General features: G+C 32.9%; 13 protein-coding genes. All 13 read right to left on the reverse strand.

Going from position 1 to position 15,060, the window contains the following annotated elements:
• Positions 1-27 precede the first annotated feature (27 nt).
• The 13 genes from ABXT06_RS08505 to ABXT06_RS08565 all read right to left on the reverse strand — a co-directional run bounded on the left by ABXT06_RS08505 (position 28) and on the right by ABXT06_RS08565 (position 15,056).
• On the reverse strand, positions 28-1,299 hold the full coding sequence (locus ABXT06_RS08505; RefSeq protein ID WP_202000275.1) for an adenylosuccinate synthase: 1,272 nt from the start codon (positions 1,297-1,299) through the stop codon (positions 28-30).
• 97 nt (positions 1,300-1,396) lie between these two features.
• Positions 1,397-1,861, reverse strand: coding sequence for a Fur family transcriptional regulator (locus ABXT06_RS08510; RefSeq protein ID WP_008462215.1), 465 nt, complete (start codon positions 1,859-1,861; stop codon positions 1,397-1,399).
• An 88-nt stretch (positions 1,862-1,949) separates the two neighbouring features.
• Positions 1,950-4,169 (reverse strand): RelA/SpoT family protein, encoded by a 2,220-nt coding sequence (locus ABXT06_RS08515; protein WP_354590367.1) that lies wholly within the window; start codon positions 4,167-4,169, stop codon positions 1,950-1,952.
• A 246-nt stretch (positions 4,170-4,415) separates the two neighbouring features.
• Positions 4,416-5,204, reverse strand: coding sequence for a TrmH family RNA methyltransferase (locus tag ABXT06_RS08520; RefSeq protein ID WP_354590368.1), 789 nt, complete (start codon positions 5,202-5,204; stop codon positions 4,416-4,418).
• A 211-nt stretch (positions 5,205-5,415) separates the two neighbouring features.
• The gene (locus tag ABXT06_RS08525; protein ID WP_354590369.1) at positions 5,416-6,501 is read right to left on the reverse strand and encodes a phosphoglyceromutase; all 1,086 of its coding nucleotides are present in this window, start codon (positions 6,499-6,501) and stop codon (positions 5,416-5,418) included.
• 112 nt (positions 6,502-6,613) lie between these two features.
• The gene (locus ABXT06_RS08530; RefSeq protein WP_354590370.1) at positions 6,614-7,759 is read right to left on the reverse strand and encodes a transglutaminase domain-containing protein; all 1,146 of its coding nucleotides are present in this window, start codon (positions 7,757-7,759) and stop codon (positions 6,614-6,616) included.
• Between the two features lie 63 nt (positions 7,760-7,822).
• The gene (locus tag ABXT06_RS08535) at positions 7,823-9,154 is read right to left on the reverse strand and encodes a DUF58 domain-containing protein (protein WP_354590371.1); all 1,332 of its coding nucleotides are present in this window, start codon (positions 9,152-9,154) and stop codon (positions 7,823-7,825) included.
• Between the two features lie 22 nt (positions 9,155-9,176).
• Positions 9,177-9,788: a hypothetical protein gene (locus ABXT06_RS08540; RefSeq protein ID WP_354590372.1), complete on the reverse strand. Its 612-nt coding sequence runs from the start codon at positions 9,786-9,788 to the stop codon at positions 9,177-9,179.
• A gap of 121 nt (positions 9,789-9,909) precedes the next feature.
• A complete protein-coding gene (locus ABXT06_RS08545) occupies positions 9,910-10,923 on the reverse strand; it encodes an AAA family ATPase (RefSeq protein ID WP_354590373.1) in 1,014 nt (337 codons plus the stop codon).
• A 238-nt stretch (positions 10,924-11,161) separates the two neighbouring features.
• Positions 11,162-12,364: a DUF4350 family protein gene (locus tag ABXT06_RS08550; protein WP_354590374.1), complete on the reverse strand. Its 1,203-nt coding sequence runs from the start codon at positions 12,362-12,364 to the stop codon at positions 11,162-11,164.
• Positions 12,357-13,130: a DUF4129 domain-containing protein gene (locus tag ABXT06_RS08555; protein WP_354590375.1), complete on the reverse strand. Its 774-nt coding sequence runs from the start codon at positions 13,128-13,130 to the stop codon at positions 12,357-12,359. Before ABXT06_RS08555 ends, ABXT06_RS08550 begins: the two co-directional genes overlap by 8 nt.
• A complete protein-coding gene (locus tag ABXT06_RS08560) occupies positions 13,123-14,079 on the reverse strand; it encodes a hypothetical protein (RefSeq protein WP_354590376.1) in 957 nt (318 codons plus the stop codon). The genes ABXT06_RS08555 and ABXT06_RS08560 overlap by 8 nt, the downstream gene beginning before the upstream one ends.
• Positions 14,079-15,056: a stage II sporulation protein M gene (locus tag ABXT06_RS08565; protein WP_354590377.1), complete on the reverse strand. Its 978-nt coding sequence runs from the start codon at positions 15,054-15,056 to the stop codon at positions 14,079-14,081. Before ABXT06_RS08565 ends, ABXT06_RS08560 begins: the two co-directional genes overlap by 1 nt.
• Positions 15,057-15,060: the final 4 nt, after the last annotated feature.

The raw sequence follows: 15,060 nt of genomic DNA on the forward strand, positions 1-15,060 counted from the left end.
CTCTGAAAATCAGAGCGTTTAAATGTATTATTTTGTTATTGTTTGCTTTCTATCTGGTCCAACCGATACAATTTTGATTGGCACTTCGATTTCTTTTTCAATAAACTCAATATATTCTTTTAGCTCAATTGGTAATTGATCGTAAGTTGTCAATCCAGTTAAATCTTGCTTCCATCCTTTAAACTCTTTATAAACCGGAGTAACGTTTTCTGGTTCAATGTTGTAAGGGAAGTGAGAAATGTTTTGTCCTTTGTAGTTGTACTCTGTACAAACTTTTAAAGTTTCAAAACCAGAAAGAACGTCACCTTTCATCATCATTAACTGAGTAACTCCGTTAACTTGAACTGCATATTTTAAAGCAACAAGGTCTAACCATCCGCAACGTCTTTGTCTTCCTGTTACAGAACCAAATTCGTTACCCACTTTTGCCATTGTAGCACCAACTTCGTCAAAAAGTTCAGTTGGGAAAGGTCCGCTACCAACACGTGTAACGTAAGCCTTGAAAATTCCGTAAACCTCTTTGATTTTGTTAGGAGCAATTCCTAAACCTGTACAAGCTCCAGCAGCAGTAGTGTTTGATGAAGTTACGAAAGGATAAGTTCCGAAATCAACATCTAATAGAGATCCTTGAGCACCCTCGCAAAGAATTGATTTTCCAGCTTTTTGAGCTTGGTGCATGTATTCTTCACTGTCAATGAAATCTAATTTTTTCAAATCTTCGATAGCTTCGAAGAATTCTTTTTCAAGTTCAGCCAAGTTGTATTGAATGTTAACATCGTAGAAAGCAATCATAGCTTCGTGTTTGTCTGCCAAAGCTCTGTAACGCTCTTTAAAATCTTCTAATTCGATGTCACCGACACGTAAACCATTTCTACCCGTTTTGTCCATGTAAGTTGGTCCAATTCCTTTAAGAGTAGAACCAATTTTAGCTTTACCTTTAGAAGCTTCAGAAGCCGCATCTAATAAACGGTGAGTTGGTAAAATTAAATGTGCTTTTCTAGAAATGATTAATTTGCTTTTGATATCAAGGTTGAATTTTTCTAAACCTTCAATTTCTTTTTGAAAAACTACAGGATCAATTACAACACCATTTCCGATAACATTTACTGAGTTTTTATGAAAAATTCCAGAAGGAATCGTTCTAAGTACGTGTTTAATCCCGTCAAATTCTAGCGTATGTCCTGCATTTGGTCCTCCTTGAAAACGTGCAATAATATCGTAATTTGAGGTAAGTACGTCTACAATTTTTCCTTTACCTTCATCTCCCCATTGTAATCCTAGTAATAAATCTACGGTCATTCTGTTTTAATTTGCGTTGAGGCAATTCTAAGTTGCCCTACTGATTATGTAGTTAATTTTCTTTTTTATTTTTTTTGAAAAAGTCTAATTGAATAGACTATGAATTTGAGTTTTGCTTTTTGTTTCCGTAGAAATAAAGCGAGTGATTTGTAATTTCGATATCAAAGATTTCTTCGATAGTCTTTTTGATGGTTTGAATTCTTGGATCACAAAATTCAATTACTTCACCCGAATCTGTCATAATGATGTGATCATGCTGTTTATCAAAATATGATTTTTCGTAGTAAGCCTGATTTTGTCCAAATTGATGTTTTCTAACCAAAGCGCAGTCTAACAATAACTCGATCGTGTTATATAAAGTAGCTCTACTCACACGATAGTTTTTGTTTTTCATTTTAATATAAAGGTTTTCTATATCAAAATGCTCTTCGCTATCGTAAATTTCCTGAAGTATAGCATAACGCTCAGGAGTTTTGCGATGCCCTTTTTGTTCAAGATATAGTGTAAAAACATTTTTTACAATTTCTTGATTCTTAGTGTTGTCAGTTGAAATAAGTGTCATATCCGGCAAAGATAATTTTTTATTTTTAATGAATAAAAGTTTCGGGTTTAAAGTTTCGTTACAAAATTCTTATAGTTTCCCTAAAAAGTTAGGTTCTGTACTCTCTAGTAACCTTATCAACCCCGTCAATTTTCTTGATAGCGCTAATCATTTTTTTCAAAATCGTATTGTTTTTAACAATTACAGCAACTTGTCCGTGGAAAATTCCAGCATCGGTACTCAGCGAAATACTTTGAATATTTACGCTCATATTGTTTGAAATTACCTTTGTCAATTGGTTGGTAAGTCCCAAAACGTCCATTCCTGTAATATTGATAATGGCTTTAAATTCTTCTTGCGAAGAATCAATCCATTTGGCACTCATGATTCTGTAAGCATAATTAGACTGCATTCCAATAGCGTTCGGACAATCTTTTTTATGCACTTTTATTCCTTCATTAATAGTTACAAAACCAAAAACGTCATCGCCTGGAATTGGGTTACAGCATTGTGAAAGTTTATAATCTAACTTGTCATGTTCTGTTCCAAAAACCAGCATGTCATAGTTGCTGCTAATAACTGGTTTGTGAATATCTTCATCTGCAGTATCTTTCGTTCGTTTAATTTTATTTTTGAAGAAATTGATAAACGAATTGCTTTTCTGCGCTGCATAATCTTTTAACTGCTGATTTTCGATCGCGCCAATTCCAACTCTGTAAAATAAATCTAAACTGGTTTTTAGCTTGAAGAAATTAACTAACTCGTTTGTTACCTGTTCGTTAAACGTAACTTTTAAATGTTTTAATTTTCTAACAAGTAATTCTTTTCCTTCTTCTGCAATTTTCTTAGTGTTCTCGTTAAGAACGTTTTTAATTTTATTTTTAGCTCTTGAAGTCGTTACATATTCCAGCCAGTTTACAGTTGGTTTCTGGTTTGGAGAAGTAATTACTTCGACCTGATCACCACTTTTTAGTTCGTAGTTCAGTGGAACCAAACGCCCATTAACACGAGTTCCACGTGTTTTAATTCCGATTTCGGAGTGAATGCTGAAAGCAAAATCTAATGAAGTCGCGCCTTTTGGAAGTGATTTGATTTCTCCTTTTGGCGTAAAGACAAAGATTTCTTTAGAATATAAATTCATTTTAAAATCTTCAACAAAATCTACCGCGTTAGTTTCTGGATTTTCTAAGGCTTCACGAAGAAGGTTTAGCCAAGTATCCAAACCGCTTTCTTCTGTTGCGCCATTTTTGTATTTATAGTGTGCAGCATAACCTTTTTCTGCGATCTCATCCATACGTTCGCTTCGAACCTGAACTTCGACCCAGCGTCCTTTTGGTCCCATTACGGTAATGTGAAGCGCTTCATAACCAGTTGATTTTGGAGATGAAATCCAGTCACGCAAACGGCTCGGGCTCGGTCTGTAATGGTCTGTTACGATAGAATATATTTTCCAGGCAATAAATTTTTCTTCATGCGGATCTGCTTTGTAAACAATTCTAAGCGCAAACTTGTCATAAACTTCATCAAAAGTTACGTTTTGCGCACGCATTTTTCGACGAATAGAATAAATAGATTTTGGACGACCTTTGATGATATAATCTACACCTTCATTATCTAAAGATTTTTTCAAAACATCCGAAATATCCTTGATGTAAGCGTCCTGTTCTTCCTTAGTTTCACGAATCTTGCTTACTATATCATCATAAACTGCAGGTTCGGTATATTTTAAGCCTAAATCCTCAAGTTTGGTTTTGATATTGTAAAGTCCCAAACGGTGGGCAAGGGGAGCATAAATGTATAAAGTTTCAGATGCGATTTTGGTCTGTTTGTATTCCGCCATCGAATCCATTGTTTGCATATTATGAAGACGATCGGCCAATTTGATTAGAATTACACGAACATCATCATTCAGCGTCAGAATCATTTTTCTGAAATTCTCAGCCTGCATTGAAGCATTCAGGTCTTTTTGAACTAACGAAATTTTAGTAAGACCCTCAACTAGCTGCGCCACTTTAGGATTAAACAAGCGTTCGATATCCTCAACTGTCATTGGAGTATCCTCTACAACATCGTGCATTAAAGCCGCAGCGATAGAAGTCGCGCCCAGACCGATTTCTGAGGCAACAATTTTTGCAACTGCAATAGGATGAAAGATATAAGCTTCGCCAGATTTACGTCTCTGATCTTTGTGAGCATCAACGGCAACATCAAAAGCTTTTCTAATTAATTTCTTGTCAGTAGGGCTTAAAGTTTGGTAACTTATTCGAAGTAATTCCTTGTATTCCTGCGCAATAGCTTTGTTTTCTTTTTCTATATCTATTTCTGTCATAACGGCATAGTTCAAGTACTAAAAATAAGAATTAGTTTGAACATACACAAGATTTTAGATTGTTGATTTTAGAGTGTAGATTTTGGATTTTTGCATGTAAGAATAAGGCTTCGACTCCGCTCAGCTAGACATGGAAACAGTCGTTTTTTAATTAAAAATTAAAGATTAAAAATTAAAAGTTGAAGACTTTTAATTTGAACCTCAGAACATCAGAGGCTTTGTGCCTTTGCAACTTTGCACCTAAATTTAAAACCCTCTTTGCCTTTTAGCTTCAAAAATTAAAATAGCTGCAGCGACAGATACGTTCATACTGTCAATTTCTCCTTGCATTGGAATAATGATGTTTTGAGTTGCTTCATCACGCCATTGCTGGGTTAAACCCGTTGCTTCTGTACCTACAACTAAAGCGGTTGGAGTAGTAAAGTTTTGTGTATGATATGAAGTTGAATTTTGTAAAGTAGCACTGTAGAAATTGATCTTTTTTTCTTTCAAAAAGGCAATAATTTCTTCCGATGTTCCAGTTGCAATTTGGTTGGTAAATAGGCATCCAACGCTAGAGCGCACAATATTCGGGTTGTACAAATCGCTTTTCGGATTGGCAATTAAAACGGCATCTAAATTGGCGGCATCAGCAGTTCGTAAAACAGCACCGATATTTCCTGGTTTTTCTAAGGATTCAACCACAAGAATTAATGGATTATCGGATAATTTTAAATCAGATAATTTTAATGATTTGGTTTTTGCTACTGCTAAAATTCCTTCGGTTGTATCACGATAAGCAAGCTTTTGGTAAACTTCTTTGTTGATTTCGATAATCTGAAATGGATTCTGAATCAGTTTATTGATTTCTGATTCTGAAACTAATTTTGGTAAAAATAAAACAGTTTCGATTTCGTAACCGCCTTTTATAGCTAATGAAATTTCGCGTTGTCCTTCAATCAAAAACGTTCCGGTTTGCTTTCTGGCTTTGGCTTTTTCTTGAAGTAAAACCAAAGATTTAATAAACGGATTTTGAACTGAAGTAATTTGTTTCATTTTTTTTAAGGCTCAAAGTTGCAGAGGGGCAAAGGTACAGAGTTTTTTTCTTCCTGCAAGGTTTTTAAGACCTCGTAGGTTTGAAACTATATTTCTTTCGCCACGAATTCCACGAATTTTCACTAATTTCTTTTGACTAAATTATAATTCGTGAAAATTTGTGGAATTGCTTCGCCTATTCGCTATCGCTCGGGTCGTGGCGAAAAAAAAACTATTTTTCAAAAATTTCTTTAATCTCTGTTTCTACAGGATGATCGGTTTTGAAATCATATCCCATTATTTTTGCTAATGTTTGAGCAAATTGTTTTTGGTAGAATTGAGATTCTGTTTTGATTTCGCCCTTTGGTGCAATTTCTGGTCCCATTATGGCAAACCAAATTTCAGATGCTCCTGGAACATCCGAACCGTGATCTGTCCATTGCGATTTTACTTTGTCTCCACGTCCGTGATCTACGGTTATGAATAAAGTGGTTTTGTTTTTGTATTGCGGGTCATTTTGGACAAAATTCCAAATTTCCTGAATCCATTTATCCACTTGATTGGCTGCATCTAAATACGAACGATATTGCCCATGATGCGCCCATTCATCGGTTTCTCCGTATGCAATGTAAAGTACTTTTGGCTTTTTATTTTTTAGTTCGTCTAAAGCTTGATAATAGGTGAAAACATCTAGACATTCATCCATGTGAAATGGTTTATATGAATTGTCACGCATTTCATTTAATAAGTGCTGAGCTGCAGTTGGTTTATTTCCGCCCACTTTATCAAAGGCTGAAATTACAGGGAAACCGCTTCTTTCTTCGTTTAAGATTCTGTCAAAAGCATCCCAAGCGCCAAAAGCGGCAACTTTGCCTTTTAGTTTGGACTGTTTATTTAAAAATTCCAGAACATTTACGTTTGGATTGGCTTTGTAGCCGTTTGAGTTGACTTTTACATCTACATTTCCAGTCATGATTTCGCTATAGCCAGGATAGCTAAACCAATACGGATTGGCAACATCGACTTTGTTTCCTAAATCTCGGTTCCCGTAGATTTGACCTTTAGAGGCGATTTCAGACCAGAAAAAAGGCATTAATTTTTTACGTGCTTCTTTTACGTCAGCAGCGCTATATTTTTTATAAATGTAGGTGCTGTCTCCCTGATTGAATTTTTTATCATTGGCAATCGCAGGATCAACTCCTTTAAAAACTTCTTGCCATCTAAAACCATCAGTAGTGATAATAATGATATTCTCTGTTTTTTGTGCTTGAGATTGAATGCCTAATAAAACGAACAGAATTAGAATTGCTTTTTTCATTGTATATAAATTTGAAATACGATTCAAAACTAAGTAATTTAATAAAGCGATTTTTCCTAGATAACAGAATGTAACTATAAATTAATAATGGATAAAAAAGCTTGTAAAAGATTTATTTCGTTGGCTTAGCCCAAAACAAATTTGGATTATTTGTCTTGTAATTGATAGTTTTTACATTTGTTTTAGTATTTGTAGACTCTGTTTTTTGTGGAGTTTGCTCAATTCCGTCTAATGGCAATAATTCGACGTACGCAGTTTCTTTTCCGTCTCTAACAGTTTCAGTATCATATTCGCTATAAACAGGAGTTTTTAGTCTATATAGATTTTTAGCCATGTAAGTTTCTAAGTAATATTCTTTAGTCTGTGTGGCTTTGTTATTCCAATTTGCTTCAGGATTTAAAATCAATGTTTTATCTGTAATTAATCTTTCTCTTACTTCTTGAATTCCAAGTAATTCTCCTTTTTCATTCATAACATAAGCATCAAAAGTAGGATCAATCCAAATCCATCTTTTAAATTCGTTGCTGTAGACCATATTAATTACGTGACAATCATCAAAGTCAGTTTCTTTTGGCATGCAGGTAATGTATCTAGATTTTATACCTATAGCTAAATAGCATTCGTTAAGAATTGTTGCCATCATTCTGCAGTTAAGACCTCGATTTTCAGTTTTGCATATTTTTATTAAATCAATTGCATTTTTTAGAGCTGGATTATAGCTACTTCCATCATGTCTAATTATTTTATGTACCCAATGAAGTAAATTAAGAATTTGAGAAGTTTCACTTCCAGTTCCAGCAATTGAATCCAATTTTAAATCTTTCCTGATTTTCATTAGATTTGGATTCTCCATTGACTGATAAGTAAATTCAGGAATAAATCTATTATCTGAATAATTATATTTAGCTGCTTTTTTTAGTATTTCTAAGCGAGATGTAGTGGCTTTATACTTGATTTGTGTATAGGCTTTTACAGAATCATTAAGTAAAATCACGAAATCAAATTGTGTGTTTTTTTTAATTTTTACTGAGATAGAATCTTTATCAGTAATAAAAGTGACTTTTTTTCCTAATGATGATGTTTCGTATACGTCCGGATTTAGTTGAGGAGAAATATTCCAAGATTGTTTTTTGTATGTTTTGCCATCTCTAATATCAAGTTTTTTTGATATTGCTTTTATTGTTGGAATATTTTGCTGGCTTGTAGCTAACTGCGCAAAAAAGATAAAAAATAGGAGAAGAGTGGTTTTTGATTTCATTATTTTGATTTTTGATTGAGAATAGTTTTTTGATTGAAATGAATAAACTTGAAAAGCAATAAGCTATAAAATTCCTCTCGACTTAATCTCTAAATATTTATTGATGGCGTCAAGCGTAAGGTTTTCTGGTTGTGTCAAGACAGAATGAATTCCGTATTTCTTCAATTCGTTTACGATTAGGCGTTTTTCAAACATGAATTTTTCGGCAATTACTTTGTCGTAAACTTCCTGAATTGTAGTTGTTTTTTTATTGATGATGCTGTTTAATTCTGTATTACTAAAGAAAACCACGACCAATAAATGGCTTTTGGCAATTCCTTTTAAATAAGGCAATTGACGATTTAAACCGTCCATAGTTTCAAAATTGGTGTACAGAATTATTAAGCTTCTCTGATTGATGTTTTTCTTAATATCTACATACAATCTGCTATAATCACTTTCAAAGAAATCAGTTTTTACATTGTATAGTGCTTCAAGGATTTTCTGCATTTGCGAACCTCTTCTTTCTGCAAAAACTCTATTTTCAACCTTTTTAGAAAAAGAAAAAAGTCCCGCTTTATCTTGTTTTTTCAGAATTACGTTTGACAAAACCAATGATGAATTAATGGCATAATCTAATAAACTTAGTCCGTCAAAAGGCATTTGCATCACGCGCCCTTTATCAATTGCCATATAAACGGATTGTGATTTCTCGTCCTGAAACTGGTTGACCATCAATGAATTTCTTTTGGCAGTAGCTTTCCAGTTTAAAGTTCGTAAATCGTCGCCCTGAACATATTCTTTAATCTGTTCAAACTCCATTGTATGTCCAGTACGGCGTATTTTTTTGATTCCGTATTGAAATAAATTATTCGAAAAAGCAATCAAATCGTATTTTCTTAACTGAATATAAGACGGATATGTCGGAACCATTTGGTCTTTATCAAAAGTAAATCTTCTCGAAATCAGTCTTAATGGCGAAGAAACATAAATATTTAAAGATCCGAAATAATATTCTCCGCGTTCAGTTGGACGAAGATCGTAACCAATCTCTTTTTGTGTCGCAGCTTTTATTGTTTTTACAATTTTGAAATTGCGAACCTGAAACTGAAACGGAATCTCATCTATAATCTTAACCGAAACAGGAAAAGTATAATGGTTTTTTAAATTAATTTTTATCGGATTTAAATCTCCGTTTGACAGCTTTTCGGGCATAATCCTTTCAGCTTCAAGTCCTGTTCTTGCCAAGTACAAAAGCAAAATATCAAGTCCTAAAAAAGTTATTAAACCTAAAACGAGCAGCCAGACTGCATGATACATATTCGGAAAAATAAAAGCGCAGACAAACAATCCTATAATGCCTATGAGCACATAGAAAAAGAAATTGTTCAGATATAGACTTTTTATGAATTTCAAGTTTTCTCGGTTTTATGTTTTTCTAATAAATTTTGGTGAACTCATTAAAATCAAAGCCTTCTAAAGAAGCTATTTTCCAAGTTCCGTTTTCTTTGATGGTTTTCACTTTGTATTTAAAATCGCCTTTCCACGACCAAGTCCAATCAAAAGAAGCTTTGTCGTTTTCAATCTTCAAATGGTTAATCGTCATTGTTTTCCAAAAATTTTCTGGATTGTCTTGGCAATTACACCACGGATTAGAATCACTTCCAAAAGGAGGTAAATCTCCTTCGAACCATTCTGTTTTTTTAGTTTTAAGATTAGAATCTATTCTTAAAGCGATTTTATTGTAATTGTCTAAAAACTGTTGCGAAAAGAAATTGGTTTTCTTCAATTCTTCCAATCTTTTTTTGTGCGAGTTTAAATCTAGCCCAATATATTTATCTCCTTTTTTGTTTGCAAGAGGATTGAAGTCATTATTACTATTTTTAGTTTCAACCCATTCGTACAATTTTTTTACTAAAGTTTCTATTTCCTGTTTGTCATTTTTGAAATAAAAAGAATCTTTTTTGTTTTTTAATAAAGCAGCATTTGATGGCTGAAAAACAGTCAACAATAGTAGAGAGAATGATATAAGAAGGTTAGACGTTTTCAATTTTTTTAGTTTTATTGATTCAAATTTCAGGTTTCAAGTTTTGCTCTTCTTTGTCAGACTGAGCGGAGTCGAAGTCCTTTACGTTTTCCGCCATTAACAATTCACAATTCACCATTATTAATTACCTTGGAATTTCTACCGTTTCAATAATCTGCTTAATGATTTCTGGACTTGAAATGCCTTCCATTTCTCGTTCTGGCGCTACAATAACACGGTGCTGTAACACTGGAATTGCAGCTTCTTTTATATCTTCTGGCGTAACAAAATCACGTCCGCGGATTGCAGCAAAACCTTTCGAAGCATTCAAAATAGCGATTGAAGCACGAGGCGAAGCACCTAGATATAAAAAGGCATTTTCGCGTGTGTTTACCACAATTCTAGCAATGTATTCCAATAAGTTTTGTTCAACCCTGATTTGTTTTACCAACCCTTGATATTCTTTAATTTCTTCAGCAGAAAGGATCGTTTTTATCGCATCCAGTTTTCCGTGATCTTGTAAAGAATGTTCTCTCTGAATAATTAGAATCTCTTCATTCAATTTTGGATAATCAATTGTAATTTTAAAAAGGAAACGGTCCAATTGCGCTTCTGGCAAACGATAAGTTCCTTCTTGTTCAACAGGGTTTTGGGTAGCAATTACTAAAAATGGCGCTTCCAATTGATAAGCAGAACCATCAATTGTAATTTGGCGTTCCTCCATTACTTCGAAAAGTGCGGCTTGCGTTTTTGCTGGAGCACGGTTGATTTCATCGATTAAAATCAGACTGGAGAAAATAGGCCCTTTTTTAAATTCAAATTCTGAGTTTTTCAGATTAAAAATAGAAGTTCCCAAAATATCAGAAGGCATTAAATCGGGTGTAAACTGGATTCTGCTGAAACCGATATTTAAAGTTTTAGCCAATAATTTAGCTGTTATTGTTTTGGCAACCCCAGGAACACCTTCTAAAAGCACGTGACCGTTTGACAAAATAGAAACCAAAAGCTGATCTACCATTTTGTGCTGTCCTACGATTACAGTTTCAATTTCTTTTTTGATCGTGTTTACGTGATCTAAAAGCGGTCCTAAATTGATTCTCGTTTCAAAATTCACATTTTCATTTGTGATTTCGTTTGATGTTGTATTGATATCGTCCATAATTTGGTATGTTTTTTTATTTTTTTGCCACAGATTAAAAGGATTAACACAGATTAAAGAGTTTTAATAAAAAAAATCATTTTTAATCCTTTTATCCCGATAGCTATCGGGAGTGTCTAATATTTATTAATATAAAATCTTTTCTACTGCTGTGTTTTTTTGCCACAGATTAGAAAGATTAAAATGATTTTATAAAAAAATAATCTGTGCTAATCCTTTTAATCTGTGGCTAAATAAATTAATGTAAAATCTTTTCTATTGCTGTATTTATTCTAATCAAATCTTCTTCTAGACTTCCGTGATAACTACTTCGGTGGTCATTAATTAACTGAACCACATCGCGTATGTCTTTTTCATCTTTTCCTGTTTTGTAATGCAATTTGGTTATAAAATCGTCATCAAGTTTGCTGGTGTCAAGCAGATAATCGGTTCTAATTTTTTCTAAAAAGTAAATAATTTTTTTATCAATAATATTGGTATGATCGCCTTCTTGATAATATAAATTCCCAATAGTTTTTGTAAAATCAACGGTTAGATTCTCCAATGGTTTTATGATAGGCACAATTCGCTGTTTACGTTTTGCATTGAAAATCATAAAAATCAGAATACCAAGTAAGCCTAAATACCAAGCCGATTTTAAAGCAGGCTGGCTCAAGATATAACGCATCGGAGAACTTGAAATTCGTTTATCGTTAAAAGTTTTGTTGTACCAGAAAATATTTCCTTTCGGAATATAAGACAATGCATTTTCGGCATATTGATAATAATTTTTTTTCAGCAGATTATAATTGGTAAAAGCTACAGGCTGTGTATGCAGATATAGATAGCCATTTTTATAAGGAACTTCAATAAAATTGACTTGTCTTTTGTTTTTACTGCTAATTTGGTATCCTAAAACTTTTGTGTTTAAAGTATCTATTTTAGAAAAATAATCACTCAATCCAGTATTAAAAGTATATTTTTTTGCGCTTACTTTTTTGTTTGCCATCCAAACCGAAATGCTGTCATTAGGCATAAAATCGGTTTTTAACTCAATTTTCAAAGAGTCTAGTAAAACTTTCGGAAACACTTTCATACTCAAAAAAGCATTATTTCCATGAGAAACAAAATTTAGGATTTCTCGCATTGATCCCTCGTCAATATTATCTACTTCAGAAATATTCATGAAAGTGCCTTTGATTTTATAGGATTCTGCATTTTCGCTAGAATTGTATTGAGAATCCAGATATTCATAAGGAGTCTGTGTCGAAATTCGTTCCACTTTCTGTTTAAAAAGACCATCGGCTTCCTGATCGAAAACGTACAATCCAAATGGAATTTTGTCCTCAACAGAATACGTTGGAGTCCAGTCAATAGGTTTTGGCTGTCCTTTGTCTACAAGTAATGTTATTCCGAAAATTAAGACCAGAATAGCAATGTATATTTTAACTTTATTATCCATTGCCAAAGGTTTTTAATGCTTTTTTAAATCTATTTTCTGTCTTTCTGAATGTTGTATCGTCAATTTCAAATTCGCCGTACCAAATATAATTGTATAGATAAGAAAGATAAGTAAACTCTTCTTTATGAGCAGGATTATGCAGTTCGTACAAATAATCGGAATTGGTTTTTTCGATATCCCATTCAATATAATGATGCTGCGCCATTACCTTTAAAAGCCATAAATAATAATATCTGACCGCAATTCTTTTTTCGCCGGCTTCGATGCTTTCTTTAATAAGTTTTTCAAAATCCAAAAGATGGATGTTTTTTTCGGCATCAGAATAAAATAAAGCTCTTTTGTCAGCATTCTTTCCAAAAATCCATATTCCTTCTCGTTTGATTAATGCCTTTACAATAAAATATATTAAAAGTATAACAACCAGAATGGCAATTATTCTAAACAAAATAGAAACAAAGTTTAGAGATGTTTTTACACTTCCGAAATTGAACAAATTGGCAATTTGTCTAGCAAGCCAATGCTTAACATGATCCCACCAGCTTTTTTCAGGTTCTTTGTATTCGTAAACAAAGTCCTTGTCTGTATATTTTTTCTTGAAATCCTTTTCAAAATGTTTGGTTTTCACAGTTCCAGAATCTACCTTGATATCTTTTTCTGTATACTTAATTCCAACAATTTTTGGAGGATCTTCTTTAACCAGAGTATCTTGAGCATATAATGGGCTCAGACAGAAAAGAAAATATAAAATAATAACAAACCTATTCATTTGTAGTATCTCCAATTAAATCAATTGATTTAGATTCTTGTTTGTCTCCTGATTCTAAACTATAATAAATCATCCCCTGATTAACTATAATGATGTTGTTGAAAATGTTGCCAAGAACAATTAGCACAATGACAACAATTGTTATAAAGCCTATCAACAATGGCGAGGGTTCTATAGAATTTGTATGATTTGAAGCAGAATTTCCAATTAAATAGGCTAAAGCGATAAACATACCCACAAAGTATAAACACATTGTTATGGCAAACTGAACAAACTGCATTATCATCATAATAATAAAAGTTGTTCCTATTGTATTCCAAAAATCTAATTTTATTAAATCGTAGGCGTGTTTTAGAGATTCAAAAAAACGTTTTTCTTCGGTCAGATAACTGTAAAAATGCAGGTTTAAAAAGGTAAATAATGCAGGTAATGCAATCATTAGCAGTGGAATTCCGATAATAATGAAGCACAGAAAAAACAAGATGATTAAGGCAATTATTAAAACCGGAAAAACTAAAAACAAATACCCAATGCTGAATTTTATTAATTTAAAAAGAACTTTAAAAAAACTTGCCGAGACATCATTCAATTCAAAATCTTCTTTGCCAGCAGCGACCATTTTTAAATATAAAACGGGATAGGCATAATTAAACAATGATATGATAAAGAATAAAAGAATGCAGATAAACATCAATGCAACTACTAATCCTTCATTATGATTGAAGTATTCAAGAAGATCGTTTTTTAATTGATTATTTTCAAGACCAGAATCTTGAATATGCTCAAAATTAACTTTAAGAAGAGTATAAATTACTATTGCGAAAAGAAGTAAAAATGCTCCATTTGAAATAAAAAATATCTTGAAAAAGTTCTTTCCGTAATTTTTGAAAAAAGTAAAAGTATCACCTAGATTATCACCTAATTGTCTTTTTCTGTAAAGCTCGAACATTATAAATGAATTAGTTTTGAAGTTATTTTTTTGTGTACAATAAAAGGGTATATCAAGTAGTAAAACGAAATTATTGCCAATGTCAATAAAATAATAAAACTGCTTAGCCAATTGGGCATATCGATAGAATATCGTGTAATAAAACCTTCTAAAAATCCTGCGCTTATGGTAAAAGGAAAAGTGCTTAAGAATATTTTAAAGCTGTTTTTGAAACCGATTTTAAAAGAATTTAATCTAGAAAAAGTTTTAGGAAATAGGATGGAAGCGCCTAAAATAAATCCAGCTGTAGTCTCGATTACTATGGCAAAAATCTCCATAGAACCGTGAATCCAGATGCCTCGAACACTTTTCCAGAAAACGCCTTGTTCGTAGAAAAAATATTGAAAAGAACCAAGCATAATACAGTTTTGAAGAAAAACATTGAAAGTTCCGATTCCTGCAAAGATTCCGTAAAAATAACATCTGGCGCCAACAAAAAGATTATTGACCGTAATGCCAATAAAACTTCCCCAATTGCTGCCCGAACCATACACGGCCATCGGATTGCCTTTTTTGATGTTTTCTAAAGTCATATTTACATATTCGTCGCCTAAAATGAGACGTACAAAATCTCGGTCATAACGAGCAGAAAGAACTCCAATAGAAACAGTCACAAAAAACAAAGCAAAAGCATAAACCAAATATCTTCTGTACTCGTAAACCAATAGCGGAACTTCGATTTTAAAGAAATCTACAAGCCTATTCTGATCGGTGCGTTTAGTTTTGTAAATTTTTTGATAAATCTGAGAGGCAAGATGATTGAGATACACAACCGTTTTACTTTTAGGATAATACGTTTGCGCATACGACAAATCATTCATCATTTGAATGTATAAATTAGCTAATTCATCAGGATTTTTTTTAGCTTTACCAAAAATTGCCAGCTCAAACTCGAGCCATTTTTCTCTGTTTTGTTTTATAAAGGCGATTTCTCTCATTGTA

This window comes from Flavobacterium sp. UW10123 (assembly GCF_040538975.1).
Taxonomy (GTDB): domain Bacteria; phylum Bacteroidota; class Bacteroidia; order Flavobacteriales; family Flavobacteriaceae; genus Flavobacterium.